Source organism: Acidimicrobiales bacterium, from assembly GCA_035547835.1.
In the GTDB taxonomy this organism is placed as follows: domain Bacteria; phylum Actinomycetota; class Acidimicrobiia; order Acidimicrobiales; family Iamiaceae; genus DASZTW01.
In genome coordinates, this window is the sequence record DASZTW010000008.1 from 90,472 (window position 1) to 114,791 (window position 24,320).

The 24,320-nt window shown below is 70.7% G+C and carries 19 protein-coding genes and 1 tRNA gene; 11 read left to right on the forward strand and 9 right to left on the reverse strand.

Annotated features, from left to right (window positions below; all coding sequences use genetic code 11):
- Positions 1-40 precede the first annotated feature (40 nt).
- Positions 41-994, reverse strand: a complete 954-nt coding sequence (locus VHA73_09150) for a pirin family protein (GenBank protein HVX18187.1) — start codon at positions 992-994, stop codon at positions 41-43.
- A 230-nt stretch (positions 995-1,224) separates the two neighbouring features.
- Here VHA73_09150 and VHA73_09155 point away from each other — a divergent pair, with 230 nt between their 5' ends.
- Together VHA73_09155 and VHA73_09160 are read left to right on the forward strand one after the other, a co-directional pair.
- Positions 1,225-2,619, forward strand: coding sequence for a flavin monoamine oxidase family protein (locus tag VHA73_09155; GenBank protein ID HVX18188.1), 1,395 nt, complete (start codon positions 1,225-1,227; stop codon positions 2,617-2,619).
- Positions 2,620-2,727: 108 nt separating this feature from the next.
- Positions 2,728-2,812, forward strand: a tRNA-Ser gene (locus VHA73_09160).
- A 46-nt stretch (positions 2,813-2,858) separates the two neighbouring features.
- Here VHA73_09160 and VHA73_09165 read toward each other — a convergent pair.
- The 5 genes from VHA73_09165 to uxaC all read right to left on the reverse strand — a co-directional run bounded on the left by VHA73_09165 (position 2,859) and on the right by uxaC (position 8,724).
- Positions 2,859-4,079 carry a lactate racemase domain-containing protein gene (locus VHA73_09165; protein ID HVX18189.1) on the reverse strand — a complete coding sequence of 407 codons (1,221 nt, stop codon included), beginning with the start codon at positions 4,077-4,079 and terminating at the stop codon, positions 2,859-2,861.
- Between the two features lie 71 nt (positions 4,080-4,150).
- On the reverse strand, positions 4,151-5,530 hold the full coding sequence (locus tag VHA73_09170) for a mannitol dehydrogenase family protein (protein ID HVX18190.1): 1,380 nt from the start codon (positions 5,528-5,530) through the stop codon (positions 4,151-4,153).
- Positions 5,530-6,798, reverse strand: a complete 1,269-nt coding sequence (locus tag VHA73_09175; GenBank protein HVX18191.1) for a glycoside hydrolase family 2 TIM barrel-domain containing protein — start codon at positions 6,796-6,798, stop codon at positions 5,530-5,532. Before VHA73_09175 ends, VHA73_09170 begins: the two co-directional genes overlap by 1 nt.
- A complete protein-coding gene (locus VHA73_09180) occupies positions 6,779-7,321 on the reverse strand; it encodes a shikimate kinase (GenBank protein HVX18192.1) in 543 nt (180 codons plus the stop codon). Before VHA73_09180 ends, VHA73_09175 begins: the two co-directional genes overlap by 20 nt.
- On the reverse strand, positions 7,318-8,724 hold the full coding sequence (uxaC, locus tag VHA73_09185; protein ID HVX18193.1) for a glucuronate isomerase: 1,407 nt from the start codon (positions 8,722-8,724) through the stop codon (positions 7,318-7,320). Before uxaC ends, VHA73_09180 begins: the two co-directional genes overlap by 4 nt.
- 89 nt (positions 8,725-8,813) lie before the next feature.
- On the opposite strand from uxaC, the gene VHA73_09190 reads away from it, so the two are divergent.
- Complete coding sequence (locus tag VHA73_09190) at positions 8,814-9,725, forward strand: DinB family protein (protein ID HVX18194.1); 912 nt, start codon at positions 8,814-8,816, stop codon at positions 9,723-9,725.
- A 60-nt stretch (positions 9,726-9,785) separates the two neighbouring features.
- On the opposite strand, the gene VHA73_09195 is transcribed toward VHA73_09190, so the two are convergent.
- Positions 9,786-10,202 (reverse strand): SRPBCC family protein, encoded by a 417-nt coding sequence (locus VHA73_09195; GenBank protein HVX18195.1) that lies wholly within the window; start codon positions 10,200-10,202, stop codon positions 9,786-9,788.
- An 83-nt stretch (positions 10,203-10,285) separates the two neighbouring features.
- Here VHA73_09195 and VHA73_09200 point away from each other — a divergent pair, with 83 nt between their 5' ends.
- The 3 genes from VHA73_09200 to VHA73_09210 all read left to right on the forward strand — a co-directional run bounded on the left by VHA73_09200 (position 10,286) and on the right by VHA73_09210 (position 14,259).
- On the forward strand, positions 10,286-12,172 hold the full coding sequence (locus VHA73_09200) for an ABC transporter ATP-binding protein (protein ID HVX18196.1): 1,887 nt from the start codon (positions 10,286-10,288) through the stop codon (positions 12,170-12,172).
- A 148-nt stretch (positions 12,173-12,320) separates the two neighbouring features.
- Entirely contained in the window at positions 12,321-13,478 is a 1,158-nt protein-coding gene (locus VHA73_09205) for a serine hydrolase domain-containing protein (GenBank protein ID HVX18197.1), read from the forward strand.
- 61 nt (positions 13,479-13,539) lie between these two features.
- The gene (locus VHA73_09210; GenBank protein HVX18198.1) at positions 13,540-14,259 is read left to right on the forward strand and encodes a hemolysin III family protein; all 720 of its coding nucleotides are present in this window, start codon (positions 13,540-13,542) and stop codon (positions 14,257-14,259) included.
- 40 nt (positions 14,260-14,299) lie between these two features.
- Here VHA73_09210 and VHA73_09215 read toward each other — a convergent pair whose 3' ends face one another.
- On the reverse strand, positions 14,300-16,102 hold the full coding sequence (locus VHA73_09215; protein HVX18199.1) for a hypothetical protein: 1,803 nt from the start codon (positions 16,100-16,102) through the stop codon (positions 14,300-14,302).
- A gap of 204 nt (positions 16,103-16,306) precedes the next feature.
- On the opposite strand from VHA73_09215, the gene VHA73_09220 reads away from it, so the two are divergent.
- Positions 16,307-17,536, forward strand: a complete 1,230-nt coding sequence (locus tag VHA73_09220) for an amidohydrolase family protein (protein HVX18200.1) — start codon at positions 16,307-16,309, stop codon at positions 17,534-17,536.
- Between the two features lie 236 nt (positions 17,537-17,772).
- On the opposite strand, the gene VHA73_09225 is transcribed toward VHA73_09220, so the two are convergent.
- A complete protein-coding gene (locus VHA73_09225) occupies positions 17,773-18,990 on the reverse strand; it encodes an NADH:flavin oxidoreductase (protein ID HVX18201.1) in 1,218 nt (405 codons plus the stop codon).
- 230 nt (positions 18,991-19,220) lie between these two features.
- On the opposite strand from VHA73_09225, the gene VHA73_09230 reads away from it, so the two are divergent.
- From VHA73_09230 to VHA73_09245, 4 genes are all read left to right on the forward strand, one after another.
- Positions 19,221-20,858, forward strand: a complete 1,638-nt coding sequence (locus tag VHA73_09230; GenBank protein HVX18202.1) for a DHA2 family efflux MFS transporter permease subunit — start codon at positions 19,221-19,223, stop codon at positions 20,856-20,858.
- A 34-nt stretch (positions 20,859-20,892) separates the two neighbouring features.
- On the forward strand, positions 20,893-21,492 hold the full coding sequence (locus VHA73_09235; protein HVX18203.1) for a TetR/AcrR family transcriptional regulator: 600 nt from the start codon (positions 20,893-20,895) through the stop codon (positions 21,490-21,492).
- A 54-nt stretch (positions 21,493-21,546) separates the two neighbouring features.
- The gene (locus VHA73_09240) at positions 21,547-22,692 is read left to right on the forward strand and encodes an LLM class flavin-dependent oxidoreductase (protein ID HVX18204.1); all 1,146 of its coding nucleotides are present in this window, start codon (positions 21,547-21,549) and stop codon (positions 22,690-22,692) included.
- A gap of 134 nt (positions 22,693-22,826) precedes the next feature.
- Positions 22,827-24,278 (forward strand): FAD-dependent oxidoreductase, encoded by a 1,452-nt coding sequence (locus tag VHA73_09245; GenBank protein ID HVX18205.1) that lies wholly within the window; start codon positions 22,827-22,829, stop codon positions 24,276-24,278.
- Positions 24,279-24,320 lie beyond the last annotated feature (42 nt).

Genomic DNA, 24,320 nt, shown 5'->3' on the forward strand with positions numbered 1-24,320 from the left:
CGACCTCCTGGGTGGTCAAGTGCTCACAGCAGGGTCGGGGTCAGGCGCGGAACGGCTGGATGCCGTCGGCGGGGACGGTGCCGAGGCGGCCGGCGTCGAAGTCCTCGAACGCCTGCTGGAGCTCGGCGCGGGTGTTCATGACGAACGGCCCGTACGCCGCGACGGGCTCCCCGATCGGGCGGCCGCCGAGCAGCAGGACGTCGAGCTGGCGGTCGGGCGCGGCCGTGAGCGTGATGGCCTCGCCGCCCTCGAAGCGGGCGAGCTGGCCGACCACGATGGGCGCGCCCTCCGTGCCTGCAGTGCCGGCGCCGTCGAGGACGTAGGCCAGCGCGTTGTAGTCCGCTCGCCACGGCAGCACCATCTGCGCCCCGGGGGCGAGGGTGGCGTGGGCGACGACGATCGGGGTGTGCGTCGACCCCGGGCCCTTGTGGCCGGCGATGTCGCCGGCGATCAGGCGCACGAGGGCGCCGCCGTCGTCCGACGAGAGCAACTGGACGTCGCCAGCCTCGAGGCCTTGGTAGCGGGGCGTGATCATCTTGTCCTTCGACGGGAGGTTGACCCACAGCTGGATGCCGTGGAACAGCCCGCCGCTGACGACCAGCTCTTCCGGCGGGGTCTCGATGTGGAGCAAGCCGCTCCCGGCGGTCATCCACTGCGTCGCGCCATCGGTGATCACACCGCCGCCGCCGTGGGAGTCCTGGTGGAGGAACGTGCCGTCGATCATGTACGTGACGGTCTCGAAGCCACGATGCGGGTGCCAGGGGGTGCCTTTGGGCTCGCCGGGGGCGTAGTCGACCTCGCCCATCTGGTCCATGTGGATGAACGGGTCGAGGTCGGTGAGCGAGACGCCAGCGAACGCGCGCCGCACCGGGAAGCCTTCGCCCTCGAAGCCGTTGGGGGCGGTGGTGACCGAGGCGACGGGCCGCTGCCGCACGTCGGCCGTCGGGCGTGCGATCTTCGCGAGGGTGAGCGTGTCGGCGGTTACGGCGGGCATGGCCACCTCCAAGTAGTTGCGTGTGCAAGTAAGCCTAACCGCCGGGGCGGCGATTGCATTCCCGCGGCGGGCAGCCGGCGCCGGGAACGTGCCGGTCCGCATCGGCCGGCAAGGAACCTGCAGGCGATGGGTGGAAGGACACGGCCGAGTTGGGGCACAATTCCTGACGGCGGCGTCAGGTTTGGTCCGACCCGCTGCGCGATCTGGAGGCGATGGTGAGCATTGGGCCTGTGGGCGAAGAGGTCGACGTCGCGATCGTCGGCGCCGGGCTCGCCGGGCTGACGGCGGCGATGGACCTGGTCGACGCCGGCCTCACCGTCCGGGTCCTCGAAGCTCGTGACCGTGTCGGCGGCCGCACGTGGAACCACGACCTCGGCGACGGGAAAGTGGTCGAGATCGGCGGCCAGTGGGTGGGGCCCACCCAAGATCACGTGCTCGCGCTCGCCCGCTCGCTCGGCGTCGACACCCACCCCACGTACGACGAGGGTCGCCGGATCCTCCACATCGGCGGGCGCCGCGTCGCCTACGCGGGCATGACCCCCCACATCAACCCGATCGGGCTGCTCGACGTCGCCACGGCGATGGCCTCGCTTGCTCGCCTCTCCAAGCGCGTCCCGCTCGACGCGCCGTGGGATGCCCGCGGTGCCCGCCGGCTCGACTCCCAGACGCTGGCGTCGTGGGCCGGCCGTCATGTCCACACCCACATGGGTCGCATGACGGTCGAGCTGTTCGCCCAGAGCGTGATGGCGTGCGAGCCCAACGAGGTGTCGCTGCTCCACTTCCTGTTCTACGTGCGGTCGGCAGGCGGCTTCCGCTACCTCACCGACGTGGTCGGCGGCGCCCAGCAGGACCGATTCATCGGCGGGTCGCAGGAGCTCAGCCTGCGCATGGCGGCCACGCTGACGTCCAAGCTGGGCGCCGACGCGGTCCGCCTCAGCTCGCCGGTCCTGCGCATCGAGCACGACGGCGACCGCGTGCACGTGTTCGGTCGCGACGCCGTCGTCACCGCCCGCCGTGTGATCGTGGCCGTGCCGCCGATGTTGGCCGGCCGGATCGACTACGACCCGCCCCTGCCCAGCTTGCGCGACCAGCTCACCCAGAAGGCGCCGATGGGGTCGGTCATCAAGGCGCTCGCGATCTACGACGAACCGTTCTGGCGGCGTGACGGGTTCAGCGGGCAAGCCGCGGGCGACGTCGGCGCGGTGCGCGCCACGTTCGACAACTGCACGCCCGACGGCGACCCGGGCATCTTGCTCGGCTTCATCGAGGCCGAGAACGCGCGGCGACTGTCGCGGATGGCACCGGCCGAGCGCCGCGACGAGGTGCTCGACTGCTTCGTGCGGTACTTCGGGCCCAAGGCCGCCCGCCCGGTCGACTACATCGAGCAGGACTGGACCGCGGAGCAATGGACGCGCGGCTGTTACGGCGCCCACTTCGCGCCGGGGGTATGGACCAGCTATGGGAAGGCGCTCCGCGTGCCGGTGGGACGCATCCACTGGGCCGGCACCGAGACCTCGCCGGTGTGGAGCGGCTACATGGACGGCGCGGTCCGCTCCGGCGAACGCGCCGCCGCCGAGGTCCTCCACGGCGAGCGCCTGACCGAGCCCGGCCTCCAACCCGCCTGACCGGCCGGGGTGCCCGCCCAACCCACCCCGGTGTGTGCTGGGGGCAACGGGGGCGCCCCCGCTTCTCACCGCACCTCGAGGTGCGGGGACCCTCCTACGATGGGCGGCGGAGCGGTGGCAGAGCGGACGAATGCACTCGCCTTGAAAGCGAGCGGCCCGCAAGGGTCCGGGGGTTCGAATCCCTCCCGCTCCGCGCACGGCACGAGCCGAGGCGACTCGCGCTCGCGCGCCGGATCGCGTCAGGTCGCGCCAGGCGCAGGTCCCAGCCGGTACAGCACCTCGCCGGCATCGGGCACCACCAACGCCCCGGGGTCAGCCGTCCAGCGGTCGATGTCGACCGCCGCGGGGTCCAGCCACCCGAGGTTGGCCCGCCGCACCACGTCTTCGGGGATCGACGTGGCGAGCGTGACCTTCACCCGTGGGACCTCGCCTCGTTCCGGGTCGTACGTGCCGGCGCCGTAGAGGTGCGTGGAGTGGGCGAGCTCCCCGCGGCGGTGGTCGCGGTAGCGGTCCCAATGTGCCAAGAAGTAGTCGCGGCAGTGGTAGCCGAGCTCGTCCAGGCCCGGGTGCATCGCCGAGATCTGGGTGATGTGGGGGGCGTACACCACGACCTCGCCACCGTCGGCCACCACCGGCTCGACTTTGTAGAAGCCCTTGGCGCCCGTCCACATGTCGTCGTAGCGGCTGGGCACGAGCGACAGGACCCGTTGCACAGGCTCGGGCAGGTACATGACGTGCGACTTGGCCGCGACCCGCGCGGCGGCCTCCCACGACGCGACCGGATCGCCGAATGTGACGGCTTCCAGGCCGCCCGTGTCGGGGTGGACCACGACCGACAGCGCGTGACGTTCTCCCGGCACGAGCTCGGCGGCCGCGTGGACCAGGGCGCGCACCGGCGTGATACCGGGTGTGCCGATGATCTCGGCGCTGGTGATGAGTGCGCCCAACCAGTGGGTGACGTCGATCAGTTCCGGCCCGGACAAACCGGGGAAGAGGTACTTGTTGCCGCCGGAGAACCCCACCACCTCGTGCGGCAGCACCGGGCCGACGATCAGCGTGACGTCGTGGTCGATCACGAGGCGGTTGATCCGCACGTCCACCGCTTCGTCGAGACGTCCTGCCGACAGCCGTTTGACGGTGCCGGCGTCGAGCTGGCCCACGGCCGCGAACGTGTCGTCGTCCCACCAGGCGTGGTTCACCACCTGGAGGTCGGACCCGCCCACCAGGCGCCGGAGCGCGTCGCCGTCGAGCGGTGCGTGGGTTCCGAGCGCGACGACCGCGGTGCACGACCGCACGCGGTCGGCGACCGCGTCGACGATGGCGCCGAGGAGCAGCGGCAGCGGGCACGAACGGGTGGCGTCGGGGATCACCAGGCAGAGCGACCGATCGTCGAGGCCGACACGGTCGAGGTGGCGACGCACGAACGCGCGAAGGTCGGCCTCGCCGAGGAGCTCGCCCACCCCGCCGAGCATCGCACTGTCCCGGTGCCCAGAGGGTCGTGGTGGGGGATCGCGGTGGTCGCCGGAGCCGGTCATGGACGGTCGGACACCTCGAACAGCACGCGCCCACCGTCGCGCCGCAGCCCGTCGAGCGCACGCGCGACCTGCGCGGCGAACCTCGGCGTGGCCGTCGCGAGGCCGACGTGGACCGCGGCGTGGTCGTTGCCGCGGGCCAGCGCGGCGCCGACTTCGGCGGCGACCGGGTCTTGCACCGGTGGAAGGCGACGGCGGCCCGCACCAGTCCCGCCGAGCGTCAGTCCGCCGGCCGCTGCGAGCCAGCAGGCTGCGACCTTGGCGAACCGGGTGGTCGGCAGGCCCCGTGCTTGTCGGACCGCGACCACCGGCGCCAGGCGCTGCGCCAGCTTGCGAGATCCGTCGGCTCCCACTTGGACGCAGGTGTGGCCGAGGGCGACGTTGGCGAAGCGGTGCAGCGCATCTGCGGCGAACTGCCGACCGTCGAGCGCGTCGAGGCCGGCGACTTCCAGCACGTCGTCGATGTAGCCCTGCACGAAGCCCGCCAGGTCGGGGTCGGCGGCGGCCTCGGCGATCGTGGTGTGGCCCGAGACCATCCCCGTGTACGCGAGTGCGGAGTGGGGGCCGTTGAGCAGCCACAGCTTGCGACGTTGGTACGGCTCGATGTCGTCGGTGACGACGACCCCCACATCGGCGAGGGGCGGCAGCCCGTCGACGGCCTCGATGACCCACGACCGGTGGGCTTCGGCGACCACCGCGGCGTGGTCGGCGAGGCCGAGACGGCTGGCGACATCGGCCCGGTCCGCGTCGGTGGTGGCGGGCACCATCCGGTCGACCACCGAACAAGGGAACGCCACCTCGCGCCGGACCCACTCGGCCAGCTCGCCGTCGATCCGCGTTGCCTCGGCGAGCGCCCGATCGGCCAGCGCGCGGCCGTTGTCGAGCAAGTTGTCGAGCGAGGCGACGAGCGGTGCCGGCAAACCGCGGCGTCGTCGCTGGTCGAGTGCGCGCGCCAGCACCGCGGGCGCGGTCGACGGGTCGTCGCCAGCGGGGTCGTAGCCCTTTTCGGTAATCGTCAGCGTGACCAGCTGCACCGACGGATCGGCGATCGCGTCGATCGCCGCGGCCTGGCCTGTCGACACCGCCACGACCGAGCCCACGAGCCGGGAGCCTTGCGCCACGCCTGGCTCCCGCAGCGACACCGTGTACCACCCGTCCTGCGGCGCCAACGCCTGCTCGGCAGCCGCACGATGCAGGGACACCCCGTGGATCCCTGCGGGCCATCCGGTCGCCCACAGCTCGTCGGCGTACACGCCCAGGTGGGCCCGTGCGAACGCCCCCAGCCCGAGGTGGACGATGACCGGCGGGGAGCTGCGGTCGTAGCCGGGAACCTGCACGCCGCGGGCGGATCCGAGCGTGGCGGTCGACAAGCGCTGCATCACGTGGATGTCTCGCCCCGCCACCGTCGTTGGAGCAGTCGGGCGGCGGCCTTGGGACGGCGGTCGCGGGTGAACGCGCCCTTCTTGTTTCCTTCGACGCGGATGATCGACGGTGCCGTCGCGAAGTCGGCGAAGTTCCACACGTGCTCGCCGACGACCTCGTCGACCCGGTCGAAGACCCGGTGGTAGCGGTCGAGCACGGCGGCTTGGTAGTCCTCGGTCCACGGCGCGGCGTCGACCGAGTGCAGCCCGGGGATCGAGTCGGCGCCGTATTCGGTGACGAGGATCGGCTTGTGGTGCTTGGCCGCCCAGGCGCGCAGCTCGGTCTCGAGTCCTTGCTCGGCCTCGTCGAGGTCGAACCCCACGTACCAGCCGTAGTAGCGGTTCACCATCACGATGTCGGCGAGCTCGGTCACCTTGCAGCGGTCGGGCGGCGCGAGCATCACGTTCACGAAGCCGACCGGCCGGGTCGGGTCGGCCGTCCGGGTGGCGTCGAACAGTGGCGCGAAGTACGCCCTCGCCTCGTCGGTGTGCGACTCGGGCTCGTTGGCCACGCTCCACAACACGACCGACGGGTGGTTCTTGTCGCGGGCGACGAGCTCCTCGATCGCTTGGCGGTGCACGCGCTGGGTCTCGGCATTGATCGTGGCGTCACTGAACGTGCGGGCAGGACCGCTGCCGAACAGACCGCCGCTGATGCCGAGGTTGAGGCCGACGGCAGCCGTCTCGTCGATGACCACCAGCCCGAGCTGGTCGGCGCGGTCGAGGATCTCTTCGGCGTAGGGATAGTGCGACGTGCGGAACGAGTTGGCGCCTCGTTGTTGACCACCACCGTCACGCGGTGCTCGCGGCCGGGGGTGAGGTGCGCGGTCACGTCGGCCTCGAACGGCGTGTAGCCCCCTTCGTGTGCCATGACCTCGTGCTCGTCGACCCACACCGTGGCGCGGTGCGTGGCCGCGTCGAACCGCAGGAGGATCCGCTGGCCCTCCCACCCACGGGGGACGTGCACGGATCGCTGGTACCAGGCGTCGCCGACGAGGTCGTGCACTTCCGGATCGACGAGCACGTCGTTGTAGCTGGCCGGAACAGGCATGGCGAGGGCGCCGGGCAGTCGGGCCAGCCACCAGCGGTCGCGGCGGCCCGCGCCGGTGGGGTCGATGGCGAAGTCCCACAGCCCGTCGAGCCGGCGGGCCTCCCGGCGTGCGTTGTCCAATGGTCGCAACATGCGCGTCCCTTCGAGCGGTGTGGTCAGTCTCGGTCGGCCGCATCCGGTTGTCGGCGCGCGGCGTCGATCGCAACCAGCACCAACCGTGCTGCCTCGGCCGAGTCGAGCCGGTCGACGTCGACCACTGCGTCGGCGACTTGTCCGTACAGGCCGGAACGGTCCGCGGCCATCTTGGCGAGCACCTGTGCCGGGTGCTCGCCGAGCAGCGGCCGATGGTCGCCGGGTCGCACGCGTGTGGCGAGCACGGCCGGGTCGGCGCGCAGCCAGACCACGAACGCGTCGCGGAGCGCCTCGCGGACCGCGGGGTCGAGGACCGCGCCGCCTGGCGCGGCGACGACCACCGGGTCGCCGGCGCGGACGGCGTCGAGCACCGCCGCCGACTCGAGGGTGCGGTACGACGCTTCGCCGCCCGCCTCCCACAGCTCTCGCACTGTCTGGCCGGTCGACGCTTCCACCGAGTCGTCGGAGTCGACCACCCGCCGGCCCGTCTCGCTGCCCACGATCCGGGCGACCGTCGACTTTCCGGCGCCCATGAGCCCCACCAGCACCACCGCGGTCGGCGTCACGAAGCGACTCGGAAGGCGTCGCGGGCCAGCCGGTAGGCCAAGTCCACGGCGAGGTCGGCCGCTTCGTCCTCCTCCAAGCGGTGCTCGGTCACCAACGCGGCCAAGTAGCCGGCATCGACGCGTCGGGCGACGTCGTGGCGGGCGGGGATGGTGAGCAGCGACCGGGCGTCGTCGTTGAAGCCGACGGTGTTGGCGAAGCCGGCCGTCTCGCTGACCCGGTCGCGGAAGCGACGGATGCCGTCGGGGCTGTCGAAGAACCACCAGGGCGGACCGAGCCGGAGCGCGGGGTAGTGACCGGCCAGCGGCGCCAGCTCGCGGCTGTACGTCGTCTCGTCGAGCGTGTACACGACCACGGTCAAGGAAGGTTCGTTGCCGAACCGGTCGAGCAGCGGCTTGAGCTGGCCCACGTAATCCATCGCCATCGGGATGTCGGCGCCGATGTCACGGCCGAAACGCCCGAGCAGCGTGGGGTTGTGGTTGCGCCACGAGCCGGCGTGGAGCTGCAGCACGAGACCGTCGTCCATGCTCATGGCCGCCATCTCGAGCAGCAGCTGGGCCCGGAACCGCTCATGGTCGCCTGGGTCCGGATGCCCGCCTGCCACGCGGCGAAACAAGGCGTCCGCCTCGGTCGGGTCGAGGTCCGCGGTGGCAGCGGTGGGGTGCCCGTGGTCCGAAGCGGTTGCTCCGGCGGCGATGAACGCCGCTCGCCGTGACCGGAGCGCGTCGAGGTAGCCCGCCCATGTGCTGACGTCGCATCCCGTGAGCTCGCCGAGCCTCGCGAGGTTGGTGTGGAAGCGGGGCCCGTCGGGATCGACCACGTCGTCGGGCCGGAACGTCGGTACGACGCGCCCCACCCAACCCGAGCTCCGCAGCCGCGCATGCGCTTCCAGCGGGTCGAGCGCGCCGTCGGTGGTGGCGAGCACTTCGATCCCGAACCGTTCGTACAGTGCCCGCGGGCGGTACGCGCCGCGGGCCAGGCGGTCGCACATCGCGTCGTAGATGCGGTCGGCGGTGGTCGGACCGAGGCGCTCGTCGATACCGAGCACCTCGCCAAGGGTGTGGTCGAGCCACTGGCGCGACGGGGTGCCGCGAAACAGGTGGTAGTGGCTGGCGAAGGTCCGCCACACCTGGCGTCCGTCGACGGCTCGGTCGGTGTCGTCGAGCGGGGCCACCCCGAGCTCTTCGAGCGGCACCCCCTGGCTGTACGCCATCCGCAACAAGTAGTGGTCGTGGGTCACCAGCTCGACCGCTGGATCACTGATCGGCGCGTCGTCGGCGAAGGTCGCCGCGTCGCAGTGCGTGTGGGGGCTCACGATCGGCAGCGCCCGTGTGTGGTCGTGCAGCGCACGGGCAACGCGGCGGGTCGCGGGGTCGGCGGGCAGCAGACGGTCGGGGTGCAGCATGCGGGGCCAAGGTTCGCACACCCGGCCCCCGTGGCCCCCGGCTGTCGGTGCACGGGGCCGACCGTCGTCGGCGCTGGCAAGCTGGCGTGGTGAGCGACGACGGCACGGTCGTGGAGATCGCCGGTGAGCCCAACTGGATGGCCCAGGTGTCGGCCGCGGTCGACTTGCTGGGTGATCCCCGCCGCTCGGTGGTGCGGGTGGTGCCGACCGCCGAGGGCGCGCCGCGCCGCATCGCCCGGCTGTGCCTCGACCACGTCCGGTTCGACAACGTCGACTTCAGCGGCGCGTCGATCGACGACGCGCTCTTGAGCGACGTGACCATCTGGGCGTGGGGGCCGAACCTCACGACCGGGGTGCAGGGGATGACGATCAACGGGGTCGAGATCCAGCCGCTCGTCGACGCCGAGCTCGACCGCCGTTTCCCCGAGCGGGCCCGGCTGCGCGACATCGCCGACGCGCCGTCGATGCTCGCGGGGGTCGAGGCGCTCGACCGCATGTGGACGCCGACGATCGAGCACGCGGCCTCACTCGATCCGGCGCTGCTGCGCGAGACCGTCGGCGACGGCTTCTCGTTCATCGACACGCTCCGGCACCTGGTGTTCGGGTTCGATGCGTGGATGCGGCGGACGGCCCTCGGGCAGACCGACCCGTACCACGCGCTCGCGCTCGCCTTCCCCGACGCGTCGGGCACGTGGTCGGTGGACGGCCCGGTGCCGTGGTCGACGGTCGGCATCGACATCGACGCCCGACCGTCGCTCGACGCAGTCGTCGCCGCCCGCCGCGAGAACACCGACCTCGCGTTGGCGCTGCTGCGAGACAGATCCGACGAGGAGCTCCGCGAAGTGCCGCCCGACTCCGACGCGCCGGGCTACCCCGGGTCGAGGTCGGCGCGCAGCATCTGGCAGGCGCTCGAGACGTTCGTCAACGAGGAGTGGTGGCACCACCAGTACGCCGTCCGCGACCTCGCCGTGGTGGAGCAGCGCGCCGCGGGCGCCTCCTAATGGTGCGTCTGGCTGCGCCTTCGTCGTGCGTCCTGGCCGGGTACAGTTAGCAGCGGACCTTCAGGCCGACTCGGCGGAGCGCTTGAGGCCGTTGAGCTCCATGTCGACGTAGCGGGCGAACGTCTTGCCGAACAGCACGCCCATCGGTCCGGCGAGCAGGCCGGTCTGGGTGAACGTGAGGCGCAGCTCGCTGTGGCTGTCGTCGACCGGCTTCACGTAGTGCCCGCCCACCGACTTCACGCCTCCAGCGCTCGACGACCACACGAACGCCGTGCCTTCGTCGACCTCGTCGATCGTCCACTTGGCGGCGCGGAACTTCGGCTGCTTGACGGTGGCCGTGGTGCCCGGCGCGAGCGGTCCGTGGAGCTCGACTTGTTCCATCGAGTCGGTCCACTCCGGCCAGCTGTGTGGGTCGGCGACCGCAGCCCACAGCTTGGCGGCAGGGACGTCGACGGCGATGGTGCGCTCGATCTCCATGGGTTCCCTCCCGGCGCCGTTCGTCGACGCCGTCGGTACGCTGACGGACTCCCAGCCCTTGCATCTTGCCGAACGGAGTCGCGATGCCACCACCTGGCCACGGGCCGCAGTGGTCGATGATGCGGTCGTTCCGGCGCGACCAGTCGGTGGTCGACCACAAGATCGCACCCGGCACGGCTCGTCGCATGTTCGGCTTCGCCCGGCCCTACCGCCGGCTGTTGGGCGGGTTCCTCGTGATGATCGTGGTCGACGCGGTGATCGGTGCCGTCAACCCCCTGTTGCTCCGGGAGATCATCAACCAGGGGATCATCGAGCGTCGCAAGGGGCTCGTCGTCGCGCTGGCGCTGGTGGTGGCAGGGCTGGCCGTGGCCGAGGCCTTCTTGTCGCTGATCGAGCGGTGGGTGTCGGCCCGCGTGGGTGAAGGCCTGATCTTCGACATGCGATCGAAGGTGTTCCGCCACATCCAGAAGATGCCGTTGGCGTTCTTCACCCGCACCCAGACGGGCGCCCTGATCACCCGCCTGAACAACGACGTGCTGGGCGCGCAGCAGGCGTTCACCGACACGTTGTCCAACGTCGTGAGCAATCTCGTCGGCGTGGCGATCGTGCTGGCGGCGATGTTCGTGCTGTCGTGGCAGATCACGCTGGTCGCATTGCTGCTGCTGCCAGTGTTCGTCTTCCCCGCACGCTGGGTGGGCCGCAAGCTGGCCACCATCACCCACGAGGCCTACGGCCTGAACGCCGAGATGAACACCACGATGACCGAGCGGTTCAACGTGGCCGGCGCCCAACTGGTGAAGTTGTTCGGCGACCCGGAGGCGGAGGCGGCCACGTTCGAGCGGCGGGCCGGTCGGGTGCGTGACATCGGGGTCACGTCGGCGATGTACAGCCGGGTGTTCTTCGCGTCGATGATGCTCACCGCGTCGCTGGCCACCGCGCTCGTCTACGGCTGGGGAGGGGTGTCGGCAGTGAACGGCGCGCTCGACGTCGGTACGGTCGTCGCGCTCACCGCCTACTTGGCGCGGCTGTACGGGCCGCTCACCTCGCTGTCGAACGTCAACGTCGACGTCATGACCGCGCTCGTGTCATTCGAACGGGTCTTCGAGGTGCTCGACCTTCCGCCGATGATCGACGAGCGGGCCGATGCGCAAGCATTGCGTCGAGGTCCGACCAGCCTCGAGTTCGACCACGTCGGCTTCAGCTACCCCGTGCCGTCGGAAGTGTCGTTGGCGTCGCTCGAAGCGGTGGCGGTGCTCGAGAACCCTCCGCACCAGCAAGTGTTGTTCGACGTGTCCTTCGAGGCCGAGCCGGGCCAGCTCGTGGCGCTGGTCGGTCCGTCCGGTGCCGGCAAGACCACGATCAGTCACCTGGTGAGCCGCCTGTACGACGTGCGGTCGGGCGCCGTTCGCCTCCAGGGCGTCGACGTGCGCGACGTCACGTTCGACTCGCTGCGCGCCACCGTCGGCGTCGTCACACAGGACGCGCACCTGTTCCACGAGACCATCGGCGACAACTTGCGTTACGCCAAGCCCCACGCCACCGACGCCGAGCTGCGCCACGCAATCGAACAGGCCCAGATCGCCGACCTCGTCGACTCGTTGCCCGACGGACTCGACACCCTCGTCGGCGACCGCGGCTACCGCCTCTCCGGCGGCGAGAAGCAGCGCATCGCGATCGCCCGCCTGCTGTTGAAGGCCCCCGATCTCGTGGTGCTCGACGAGGCCACCGCGCACCTCGACTCCGAGTCGGAGCAAGCTGTGCAGCGGGCGTTCGATCGTGCGCTCGAAGGCCGCACGTCGCTGGTGATCGCCCACCGCCTTTCCACGATCCGCAACGCGGACCAGATCCTGGTGCTCGACCGCGGCCGCATCGTCGAGCGTGGCCGCCACGCCGACCTCTTGGCCCGCGACGGCCTCTACGCCGAGTTGTACCGCACCCAGTTCGAGACGTCCCCCATCCCCGCCGCATAGCCACCCCGCCGCACAGCCACCCCGCCGCACCGTCCCCCGCAACCAAATCGCGAGAATGTGGCGGGCACCGGGTCGCAGACCCCGCAGCCGACGTGCTGAACTGCCCGTGCCCGGACTTCCGCTCCACCCGGGCAGGGGGAAAGCCCACATGGCCACCGAGATCCACGGCAGTTGCGACGAGGCCTTCGCGCCGGTCCGCGACGCCTTCGCTGCCAACTTCGACAGCGGCCTGGAAGTGGGGGCGAGCGTGTACGTCACCCGCGACGGCGTCCCCGTGGTCGACCTGTGGGCCGGCACCCGCAACGACGCGGGCGAGCCGTGGGAGCGCGACACGCTCGTCAACGTCTGGTCGACCACCAAGACGATGGCGGCGATCACGATGTTGATGCTCGCCGACCGTGGCGAGATCGACCTCGACGCGCCGGTCGCCGAGTACTGGCCCGAGTTCAAGGCCAACGGCAAAGACGGCGTGCTCGTGCGCCACGTGCTTGCGCACAGCGCCGGGCTGCCCGGTTGGGATCCGGCGATCCAAACGAGCGACCTCGCCGACCCCGACAAGGCGTGCGCCGTGCTGGCTGCCCAGGAGACCTGGTGGGAGCCCGGCACCAAGTCGGGGTACCACGGGATCACCCAGGGATTCCTCGAGTGGGGGATCGTGCGCCGCGTGACCGGCCGCACGCTCGGCCGGTTCTTCGCCGACGAAGTGGCCGGCCCGCTCGGTGCCGACTTCTACATCGGCCTGCCCGAGGAGGCCGACGACCGCGTCGCGCAGTTGTACCCGCCCGACATGGGTCTGACCGCCGGCAGCAACCCGCTCACGGGCGGCGACGTCGACCCGTTGGCCCTCAGGGCGCTCGCGAGCTGCCCCCTCACCGGCAACGAGCCCAACGAGCGGTGGTGGCGGGCCGCGGAGATCCCCGCGGCCGGTGGCACCGGCAACGCCCGTTCCGTCGGCCGGGTGCACTCGGCGCTCGCGTGCGACGGTGAGGTCGACGGCGTGCGCCTGATGTCGGCGAAGACCCTCGACCGCGTGCTCGAGGAGCAGACCAACGGGATCGACGCGGTGCTCGGCTGGCCGATGCGCTACGGCATCGGGTTCGGGCTGATGAGCGAGGCGACGCCGCTCAGCGCCAACGAGCGCGCCTTCTTCTGGGGCGGTTGGGGCGGGTCGATCGCTTTGATCGATCGCGACGCCCGTATGACGGTCACGTACACCATGAACAAGATGACGGGCGGCACCACGGGCGACATGCGGGCCATTGGTTGCATCTTCGGCGCGTACCAGGCGCTCGCCAACGGCGCCTGAGCGCGCTGCCCGCCAACCCCCGGCCTGACGAACCACCCGGGTGGCCACCTAGGCTGGAGGCATGTCGCGCGAGCAGCATCCCGGCTCCCGTGTCGAGCGGGTGGGTGCCGCAGTCGAATCGGCGGTCGAGTCGGCCGTGGAGACGGCGGCGGAGGTGTTCGCGCGCCCGAAGCTACGCGGTCGCCTGCACCAACTCGCGCTGATCGGCTCGTTGGTCGGGCTCGTGTGGATCGTAGGCGCCGCGCCCACCACCCGCGCGCGGGTGTCGGCGTGGATCTATGCGTCGGCCGCGGTGCTGCTGTACTTCGTGAGCTCCACGTACCACGTGTTCGCGAAGTCGCCGCGGGCCCGGCGCATCATGCAGCGAGTCGACCACTCGATGATCTACGTGCTCATCGCCGGCACATTCACCCCGATCGCCGTGCTGGTGTTGCGCGACCCGCTGCGCTGGCCGGCGCTGGCGATCATGTGGGCAGGCGCGTTCGGCGGCGTCGCCCTGAAGACGTTCGGGTTCCGCTACCGCAAGGTGGGCGGCGCGGTGTACATCGTGCTCGGCTGGGCCGGGCTGATCGCGTTCCCGTCGCTGGTGCACCGGCCCACCTTGTTCTTGCTGGTGGCGGCCGGCGGTGCGCTCTACACCGTCGGGGCCATCTTGTTCAGCCTCCGGCGTCCCGTGCTGTCGCCCAAGTGGTTCGGCTACCACGAGGTCTGGCACATCTTCGTGGTGGCCGCCGGCGTGCTGTTGTTCATCGCGAACTACCGCATCGTCCACGCCGGCTGACGGTTGGCGCGCGCTGCGGGTGCTGCGCCGCGAGGAGCCGTCAGAAGCAGAGCCCGTTGTCGCCGACCGACACGTCGGCCCCGGGTGTCGCCGCCGTCGCCGTGACCGTGTCGCCTGGGCGGATCGTGCCGCACATGTACGACTCGAACCCGCCGTGGCTGTGGATGGTGATGAGGTCGGCGAGCCCGGGCCGATCGATGGCGACCGTCCAGCCGTCTGGCAGGTCGCCCGACCCGGTCACGAGGCCCGCGTGGTGCGCGACGTATCGGCATCGCCGGGTCTTGTCGTAGCTCGCTTCGCAGCCGTCGGTGGCCCCGTCGGGCGCTCCGTTGGTGGTGGCCGGGGGGTCGAGGTCGCCGGGTGGCCCGGATGGGGGAGCGGCCACCGGATCGCCGCAGTGGGCTGGGGTCTCGGGCAGGTCGCCGCCGGTGAACCAGGGGTCGCGGCCCTCCCAGCCGTACCAGTTGACCAGCACCTCCGACCACGCGAAGCCGTGCACGGGGCAGTCGTCGTACGAGCCCGACACGTCGAACGGCACCCGTTGCACGAGGCGGTTGCCGTGAGGGTCGGCCAGTGGCTCGGTGCGAGAGAACGCCGGGTCGAGGCCGAGATCGAACGCGGGCACGGTCACGTGGCCGCCGTCGGGTGTGGCGAGGGTCCCGCCGCCGTAGCTCACCCGGTATTGCCAAGCTTGGGTGACGAGGCTCTCCAGCGTGCGCTGCAGCCCCACGCCTTGCAGCAGTGCGCCGGAGACGCCGTCGAGGTGGCGGTACGAGAGGTGCTCGACGTGCAGCTCGCGGTCGAGAGGCACCGACACGCCGCTCGGCAACCGCAGCGTGGCGAGCACCCGATACGTCGGCTGGTTCGGGTCGACGCCGAGCTGGCGCATCAGCCCGTTCGGGGTGTCGTGGTAGGCCTGCACGTCGAACATGAGCTGCGCGCCGTTGCCGAGGTCGGCGTACACCAGCTCCCACGGCCATTGCAGGTTGTAGTACTGCAGGTACCGGGCGTGCAGCTGGGTCGAGATCGCGAGCCCGAGGCCCACGGGGATGTCCTCCACCGGGTTCGACTCGTGCGTCATCGACAGCGTGGAACGGGCCGGGTCGACCTGCTCGGCGATCGTCCGCCCGTCGGCCCACCGCACGGTGAAGCCGCCCGTGAGCACGCGCGCCACCTGCTGGTACTGGAAGCCGCGCGACGGCAAGCCGAAGTCTTCGGGCACGCCGTAGAACCAGCGGCCGGTGCCACCCGCGAGCAGTGGTGGGTCGGCCATCGTGGCGTGCAGGTCGGCCTGGATGTCGATGGGTTCGCCGCCCGGGAACATCCGGGCGTGTGGCTGGTCGAGCGTGAGCCGGTAGGTGGGCGCAGCGAGGTTGGTGCGCTGCCACCGGTCGATCAGGCGGTTGCCGGCGGTGGCGTCGACGGTGTCGAGGCGGAGCCGTTGCTGCGCACCCGGCAGGTCCCACGTCATGTTGTGGACGAGTTGGTCACCCGATGCGGTGTGGCCCCAGTCGGCCGGGCCGTCGTCGCTCATGAATCCCTGCCCGCGGTAGGCGCCTTGCAGGGGGTACAGCGCGTAGCTGGAGCTCACCAGCCCGTCTTGTTGCGTGTAGGCGATGGCCAGCACGTAGCGGTTGCCGGAGGTGGTGACGAGGTTGGCGGCACCCCACCAGTAGTCCCAACTCGCCAAGTGCGCGCTCTCGTCGTCGGGAAAGGTGAGCGCGCCGCGGTTGGCGCCGGTGCCAGGGGGTGCGCCGAAGGCCGCCGGCGCTGTGGCCGCAACCGCGCACAACAAGGCCGCGACGGCCACTGTGGCCCACCGTGATCGCTTCACCAGGTGCATGGGCACCGCTCCGTCCCCAGGCGCTGCGGAGTCTGCTGGCGGCATGCTCGCGCGGATCAACCGGCGCTGCCTTGCGTTGGCGTCAGGCAGTTCCTACGATTTAGAACGCGTTCTAAAGACTTGGGCGGATGGGCCGTGTGGCGAACCGGCCGCGAGGCGCGACGCACGTTCATCCGCTCGAGTCATCTGCCCCGGGAGGCTGCCATGACCGGATCCGACGACCGGTACACCGTCATCTCTGCCGACACCCACGCGGGTGGGAGCCACGCGCAGTACCGCGAGTTCCTCGAGGAGAAGTACCTCGAGCAGTTCGACGCCTGGCGCGAGAAGTACCGCAACCCGTTCAGCGACCTCGGCGACGACCGGCGCCTGCGCAACTGGGACGACGAGATGCGCAACCGCCAACAAGACGAAGACGGCGTGTCGGGCGAGGTGATCTTCCCCAACACCGTGCCGCCCTTCTTCCCGAGCTTCGTGCTGTTCGCACCCCCGGCCAAGCCCGACGACTACGAGCTGCGCCTTGCCGGCGTGCGTGCGCACAACCGCTGGATGGTCGACTTCCAGAACCGCTTCCCGGAGCGGCGCGCGGGCATCGGGCAGATCTTCATCAACGACATCGACGACGCCATCGAAGACGTGAAGTGGATCGCCGAGCACGGTCTGCGTGGCGGCATCTTGTTGCCGAACGTGCCGCCCGACGTCACGTGGATCAAGCCGATCTACCACCCCGACTACGACCGGCTGTGGGAGGTCTGCGAGGACCTCGGCGTGCCCGTCAACATCCACGGCGGCACCGGCACGCCCAACTATGGGCGCACCCCGGCAGCGCTGTTGATGCTGCTGGCCGAAGCCGGCCACTTCTCGCGCCGGCCACTGCTGTTCCTTCTGCTCGGCGGCGTGCTCGAGCGGTTCCCGAAGCTCAACGTGGTGCTCACCGAACAGGGCGCAGCGTTCCTGCCGGGCTTGCTCGACCAGCTCGACGGTGTGATCAAGAGCGTGCGTGACAACGGCGCGATCGGTGAGCTGCGGTTCGCGGAAGACGCGGTGCTGCCCCGGAGCGCCACCGAGTACGTGGCGCAGAGCGTGTGGTTCGGCGCCAGCTTCCCGACCCGCAAGGACGTGGCGGCGGTGTGCGACACGATCGGGCTCGATCACCTCATGTGGGGCAGCGACTACCCCCACGACGAAGGCACGTTCCCGCACACGCTCCCCGCGCTGCGCCAGGTGTTCCACGACTGGGACCCCGCCGACGTGCGCCAGGTCCTCACCGACAACCCGGCACGCCTCTACGGCTTCGACCCCAGCGCGCTGGCGGCGCACGCGGCGCAGTTCGGGCCGAAGGTCTCAGAGGTGGCCGAGCCGCTCACCGAGCTGCCCGACAAGCCGAACGAAGCGATCCTGCGCAACGCCCGGGAGCTGCGTCACGCGTCGTAGCGCCCTGGCGTTCCCGCGCAACCAGCGAGCTACGCGGAACACCGGGTGCGCCGGCGCGATCCGCGCCAGCTCGTCGTCGGTCGACGTCGCGTCGACGCCGTCGAAGAACTTGCCGACCTCCGCCTTCCAACGGCGCAGGTACTCGCGCAGGATCGAGGGTCGCTGCGACACGTCGACCTCCACGAGGGTGACTTCCTACGAGGCCGCCGTCGACCTCGCCGCCGATCGCGTCGGCATCACGAGCTGACAGCTGCCTCCGCGCCGAGGCGGTCGCCGGGCTCCACCAGCACGCAGTGGGTGCCGCGGTAGATCGTGGGCATGCACTTGTTGCAGTGGATGCACAGCGAGCCGCGATCGTCGCCGGCCTGCCAACGAGCCAGCAGCTCGGGCTCGCGCAGGAGCGCCCTGCCCATGGCCACGAACTCGAACCCTTCGGCCATGGCGCGGTGCACGGTGGCCAGCTCGCTGATGCCCCCGAGCAGCACGAGCGGCAGGTCGAGCGCGGCGCGGAACTGGCGCGCGGAGGGCAAGAAGTAGGCCTCTTCGTAGGGGTACGCGTGCAGGAAGCGGCCGCCCACGCGCTTGAACACCGGGCGCATGAACTTGGGCATCGCCACCGCCATCTCCTCGATGGGGGCGTCGCCTTTGAACAGGTACATCGGGTTCGCGAACGAGCTGCCGCCGGTGAGCGCCAGCGCGTCGACGGTGCCATCGTCTTGCAGCCAGCGGGCCACTTGCACGCTCTCGTCGAGCCAGAAGCCGCCGGGCACGCCGTCGTCCATGTTGAGCTTCGCGGTGATCGCGACGCGGTCGCCGAGCCGATCACGGATGGCGCGCATCACCTGGCGGGCGAACCGTGCCCGGTTCTGCAGCTCCGGCCCGCCCCACTGGTCGGTGCGGGTGTTCAGCTTCGGCGACAGGAACGAGCTCAGCAGGTAGCCGTGGCCGAGGTGCACCTCGATCGCGTCGAAGCCGCTCTCGGCAAGCAGCGCGGCGCCGTCGGCGAACGCCGCGGTGATCCGCTCGATGTCGGCTTCGGTTGCCGCGTGGCAGCGGCTCATCGACAGCGGGTTCAGCAACCGGGTGGGCCCGAGGTTGGGGAGCTTGGTGGCAGCCGAGTTGGCCACCGGGCCACCGTGGCCGACCTGCGCGGAGATGGCGGCGCCCTCGGCGTGCACGGCATCCGCGATGCGGCGGAGGCCGTCGGCGGCTTCGGGCCGCAAGAGGAGTGTGCGTCCGTCGGTGCTGCCCTCGGGCGACACGGTGCAGTACGCCACGGTGGTCATGCCCACCCCACCCGCGGCTGTGCGGGTGTGGAACCGGATGAGCCGGTCGCTCACCACGTTGTCGCGCAGCGGCCCTTCGAACGTCGCCGACTTGATGATCCGGTTCCGCAGCGTGACCGGCCCGAGCGTGGCCGGTGCGAACGGGTCAGGCGCTGTCATGTCGGCCATCGGCCAACTCTGACACACCGTCAGGAGTCCCGCTGGGTGGCGATCCCACAGAATCGGTGGGGACTCCGCCCAGCGCGGGGGTCAGGGTGGCGACGCAGGACGAGGCGCCGGACGGCACCGTCGGTCTCGACGCGGACTGCGGGTGAAGAGGCAGCGCTCACAGACCCTTCTCTGCACGGCTGGGTGTCGCCGAGTTGGCGATCGACTCCGCTCGGGCCTACAACGTCGTGATGCGATCTACCGCGGAGACCGGCTCCTCCGCGGACACCCCGGCTGACGCCGTGGGCGCGGCGGAAGCTGCGGCGCGCGAGGCGCACGAGGAGCACTACCGCTGGATCGCGCTCGGCACCGTGCTGATCGGTACGTTCATGGTGATCCTCGACACCACGATCGTCACGGTGGCCCTCGACCCCATCGGCAAGAGCCTCCACAGCCAGTCGGGCGTCGAGTGGATCGTGACCGCGTATCTGGTGGCGGTCGGCGTGGTGCAGCCGGCCACCGGATGGCTGGCGGACCGGGTCGGTCGCAAACCGGTGTTCGCCATGGCGATGGCCATGTTCTCGCTGGCGTCGCTGGCGTCCGCGCTGTCGCCTTCGCTCGGTGTGTTGATCGGTGCGCGCGTGGTGCAGGGCCTGGGCGGCGGCGCCATGGTGCCGGTGGGCATGGCGATCATCTACGAGCTGTTCCCGCCCGAACGGCGCGGCATGGCGATGGGGGTCTGGGGCGTGGCCGCGATGGGTGGACCCGCGATCGGCCCGACGCTCGGCGGCTGGCTCGTCACCCAGTTCAGCTGGCGCTGGCTCTTCTTGGTCAACGTCCCGATCGGCGCCATCGGCGTCCTGCTCGCCTTGCGGATCCTGCGCAACTCCGGGTTCCAGGAACGGCGGCCGTTCGACGTGACCGGAACGGTCCTGATCGTGGGCGGCCTGGTCCCGTTGCTGCTGGCGCTGTCGGAAGGGTCGTCGTGGGGCTGGCACACGCCCCAGACGCTCGGACTGTTGCTCGGCGGCATCGTGCTGATCGCGGCGTTCGTGTGGTGGGCGCTGACCCAGACGGATCATCCGCTGGTCGACCTCCGCATGTTCCGCATCTCGATCTTCAGCCTCACGATCGCGGTGATCTGCCTGCTGACGTTGTCGCAATACGGGCGCCTGGTCTTCATCCCCCTCGAGCTCGAATCGCTCCGCCACCTCACGCCGCTGCACACGGGTCTGCTGCTGACGCCCACCGCGCTCGGCGCGGGCATCACCATGCCGATCGGCGGGCGCCTCGCAGACCGCGTCGGTGCGAAGTGGCCGGTCACGATCGGGCTGATCCCGGTCACCGTCGCCACCTGGTACCTCAGCACGCTCACGCCGAACTCGTCGGAGATCTGGCTGATGGTGTGGCTGTTCGTCTCCGGCGTCGGCTTCGGGATCGCCATGATGCCGAACACGGTTGCGGGCCTGAACTCGCTGCCGGGGCCGCTGCTCGCGACCGGCTCCGCGATCCGCCAACTCTCGAGGCAGGTCGCCGGCTCGGTCGCGGTGGCAGCGCTGACGGCTGTGGTGACGTTCCAGCTCAGCGGTCACCTGGCCTACACCGGCCAACACACCGCCGCGCAGGCACAGGACGCCTACAACGACGTGTTCCGCTTTGGCTTCTGGGCGCTGCTCGCGACCTTGGTCATCGCCTTGTTCCTACCGGGCAAAGCCAAGAGCCTCGAGCTGCAGCGCGCCCGTACGGCGGAGCAAGTCGCCATGGCCGAGGCCGAGCGCGCGGGGCGGTCCGGCGAGCGCGCTGCCGACGCGTCCGTCGGCGGCTCGGCGGCCTCGCCAACCGACGGGTCGGGGGGACGTGAAGCGTCCGCCGCGGCGCTCGACCCCTGACGGGCGGGCGCGCATCGACCAGTAGGGTGCGGCCATGCCCGCGTCGGAGGCCACCGCCAAGCGGGGACCCGGGCGGCCCCGCGATCTCGCCAAGCGGCGAGCCATCATCGACGCCACCCTCGAAGTCGTGGCTGAGGTCGGCTACAGCTCTCTCACCATCGACGCGGTCGCGCAACGGGCCGGCTCCAACCGACTGCTCATCTACCGGGTGTGGGACACCAAGGCCGCCTTGGTGCGCGACGCGATCTTCGGCTCGGCCGACGACCTCGTCGTGCCCGACACGGGTTCGACGCTCGACGACTTGCGCGACTTCGTCGGCCAACTCGTCGACAACATGCGCCGGCCCGCGTACGTGATGGGCGTGCCCGGGCTCACCATCGAGTTGCTGGCCGATCCTGCGCTGTTCCGCGACACGCACCGCCGCTACATCAAGCCCGCGGAGGACGGCTTCGCGACGATCCTCGAGCGAGGCCGGGAACGGGGTGAGGTCGCGGGCGACGTCGACCCCGTCGTGCTCACCCGCGTGGTGAGCGGCATCACGACCAGCCTCGGCCAGACCGCCCGCATGTCGGTGGCCGAGATCGTGGACGTGGTGCTGCAGAGCCTGGTTGGCGGTTTCGTGCCGTTGGCCTGAGCCCCCGCCCAGCTAATAGGTGACAGTCCGTTACGTAATTGCTATGCTCCGGGTATGACCATGGAGTTCGGACTGTTCATCGGCGGCTGGGTGCCCGACTACCTCGACGGGCGCGACGACGCGCACGAGCACGAGCGGTTGCTCAACGAGGTGCGAGTCGCCGTGGCGGGCGACCGGTCCGGCTGGAAGTACGTGTGGGTCACCGAGCACCACTTCCTCACGGAGTACAGCCACATCTCGGCCAACGAGATCGTGATGCCGCACATCCTGGCCAAGACCGAGCGCATCCGTGTCGCGTCGGGGATCATCAACGTCACGCCGCCGGTCAACCACCCGGCTCGCATCGCCGAGCGGGTGGCGATGCTCGATCACCTGTCGGGCGGGCGGTTCGACTTCGGCACCGGCCGGGGCTCGTCGACCACCGAACAAGGTGGTTTCGGCATCCAGGACCCCGACCTGACGCGCGACATGTTCGACGAGGTCATGCCCGAGTTCCGCAAGATGTGGGCGCAGGACTCGTACTCGTTCGAGGGCCGCTTCTTCGCGATGCCCGAGCGCAACGTGCTGCCCAAGCCGTACGTCAAGCCGCATCCGCCGATGTGGGTCGCAGCGGGGAACCCCGAGACGTTCCAGAAGGCCGGTGAGCTCGGCCTCGGTGTCATCTGCTTCACGGGCGGGTCGCCCGACAAGATGCGCGGGCTGGTCGAGACGTACAAGGAGGCGGTGGCCGACGCCAAGCCGGTGGGCGACTACGTCAACGACAACGTGGCGGTCACGACCAACTTCTTGTGCCTGAACGACGGCGACCGCGCCCGCGACCTGATGACCCACTCGCGCAACGGTCGCCAGCAGAGCCTCGTGTTCAAGTACCTCGACACCTTCCCGAAGCCGCCGATGGTGCCCGACTGGCCCATCGAGATCCCGGACCCCACGCTCGAGCAGCTCGAGGCCGGGTTCGAGAAGGGCACCTCGATCGTCGGCAGCCCCGACGACTGCGCCGAGGCGTTGGCCAAGTGGGACGGCATCGGCGTCGACCAGCTCATCATGGGCCCCACCGGCACCACTTGGCCGATCGAGGTGGTCGAGGAGTCCGTGGAGCTGTTCGGCAACCAGGTGATCCCCAAGTTCGACGCGAGCCCCGACGAGGCACGCGCCGTCCGCTTCCGTCGCGAGGCCGCCGAGCGTCTCGGCCTGGCCTGAGCGTCTCGGTTTCCGCCGGGCCACCGGGTCGTTCAGCCGGCTTCCCACGTTCGACTGGCGCGTTCGTCATCCATCGCGTACATTCTTGGTAACGCGCGTTGCCAGATCTTCGCGCCAGGGATCCGGGAGCCAGGGTGACGGAACAGGTCGTGATCGTCGGCGGCGGCATCGGTGGGCTGGGCTCTGCCCTGTTGCTCAGCCGCGCCGGCCACCAGGTGACGGTGCTCGACCGTGACGACCTCACCGCCCGCCCCGACCCCGACGCCGCGTTCGAAGGTGAGCGGCGCGGCGCCCCGCAGGTCCGCCACACGCACGGCTTCCTGGCCCGCCTCACCGGCGTGCTGCGCGAGCACTTCGCGGACGTGCTCGACGACCTCCACGACGCGGGGGCGTACGAGGTGGGCCTCGAGGGCCCGGCCGAGGACCCCCGCGCCAACCCCGAAGAGCCCCGGATCCTGATCGCCCGCCGGACGACGCTCGAGTGGGCGCTGCGCCGGGCCGTCGCCACCGACGGTCGTATCGAGTGCCGTTCGGGCGTGGCGGCCGAGTCGCTCGCCGGCGACCCTGCGTCGGACGGCGCGCCTGCGGTGGTGCGCGGCGTGCGCCTGTCGGGCGAGGGTGCCGACGCTGCCGAGGTGCTCGACGCCGACACCGTGATCGCCGCGGGTGGCCGCCGTCAGAACGTGCCGGCGCTCCTCGCCCCGCTCGGGGTCACGATCACCGAGGCCGAAGAGGACACGGGGATCATCTACCTCACCCGCTGGTACCGGCACCGCGAGGGATGGGTCCCCGATGGTGAGGCCAAGCTGGCCGGCGACCTCGGGTTCGTGAAGTACCTCGTGATCCCCGGTGACGCCGGCACGATCTCCGCCACGCTGGCGATCCCGTCGAACGACCGCGAGGTGCGGGCCGCGCTGCTCGACGGTGATCGCTTCGACCGCGCCGTGGCGATGCTGCCGGGTCCCGACCACGTCATGGCCGACGGCGTCGACGCACCGATCGGACCGGTGAACCCGATGGGCGGTCTGGTCAACCGCATCCGCACGTTCGTCGACGCCGGCGGTGCGCCGCTGGTGACGGGTCTGCACGCGGTCGGCGACGCACACACGTGCACGAACCCGTTCTACGGCCGCGGGTGCTCGCTCGCGCTGGTGCAGGCCTGCCTGCTCGCCGACGCGTTCGCCGCCCACCCCGACGACGCAGCGGCGCGGGTCGCGGCGTATGAGGCGGCCAGCCGGCGCGACGTCGAGCCCTGGTACCACGTGTCGGGCGCGACCGACTCGTTCGGCCGGGCCGCGGCCCGTCGACGCCAAGGCGGCGAGGGCGACGCCGACATCGCCGGCGACGGTGACGACAGCGGGCAGCTCGCCCTCGCGATGCGTGCCGTGATCCTCGGGGGCGCCACCGATCCGGTGATCGGCCAAGGCGTGTGGAAGGTGATGAACATGCTGGCCACCCCCGACCAGTTGTTCCTCGACCCGGAGTTCATGAGCCGTGTCCAGGCCTTGATGGCCGACCCGGCCGCGCTGGGCGCCGGGTTCCCCACCGGCCCGGACCGGGCCGAGCTGTTGGCGGCAGTGGCGTGACCCGCCACCACCGCGTTCTCGCACCACACGAGGGTCCTCGAC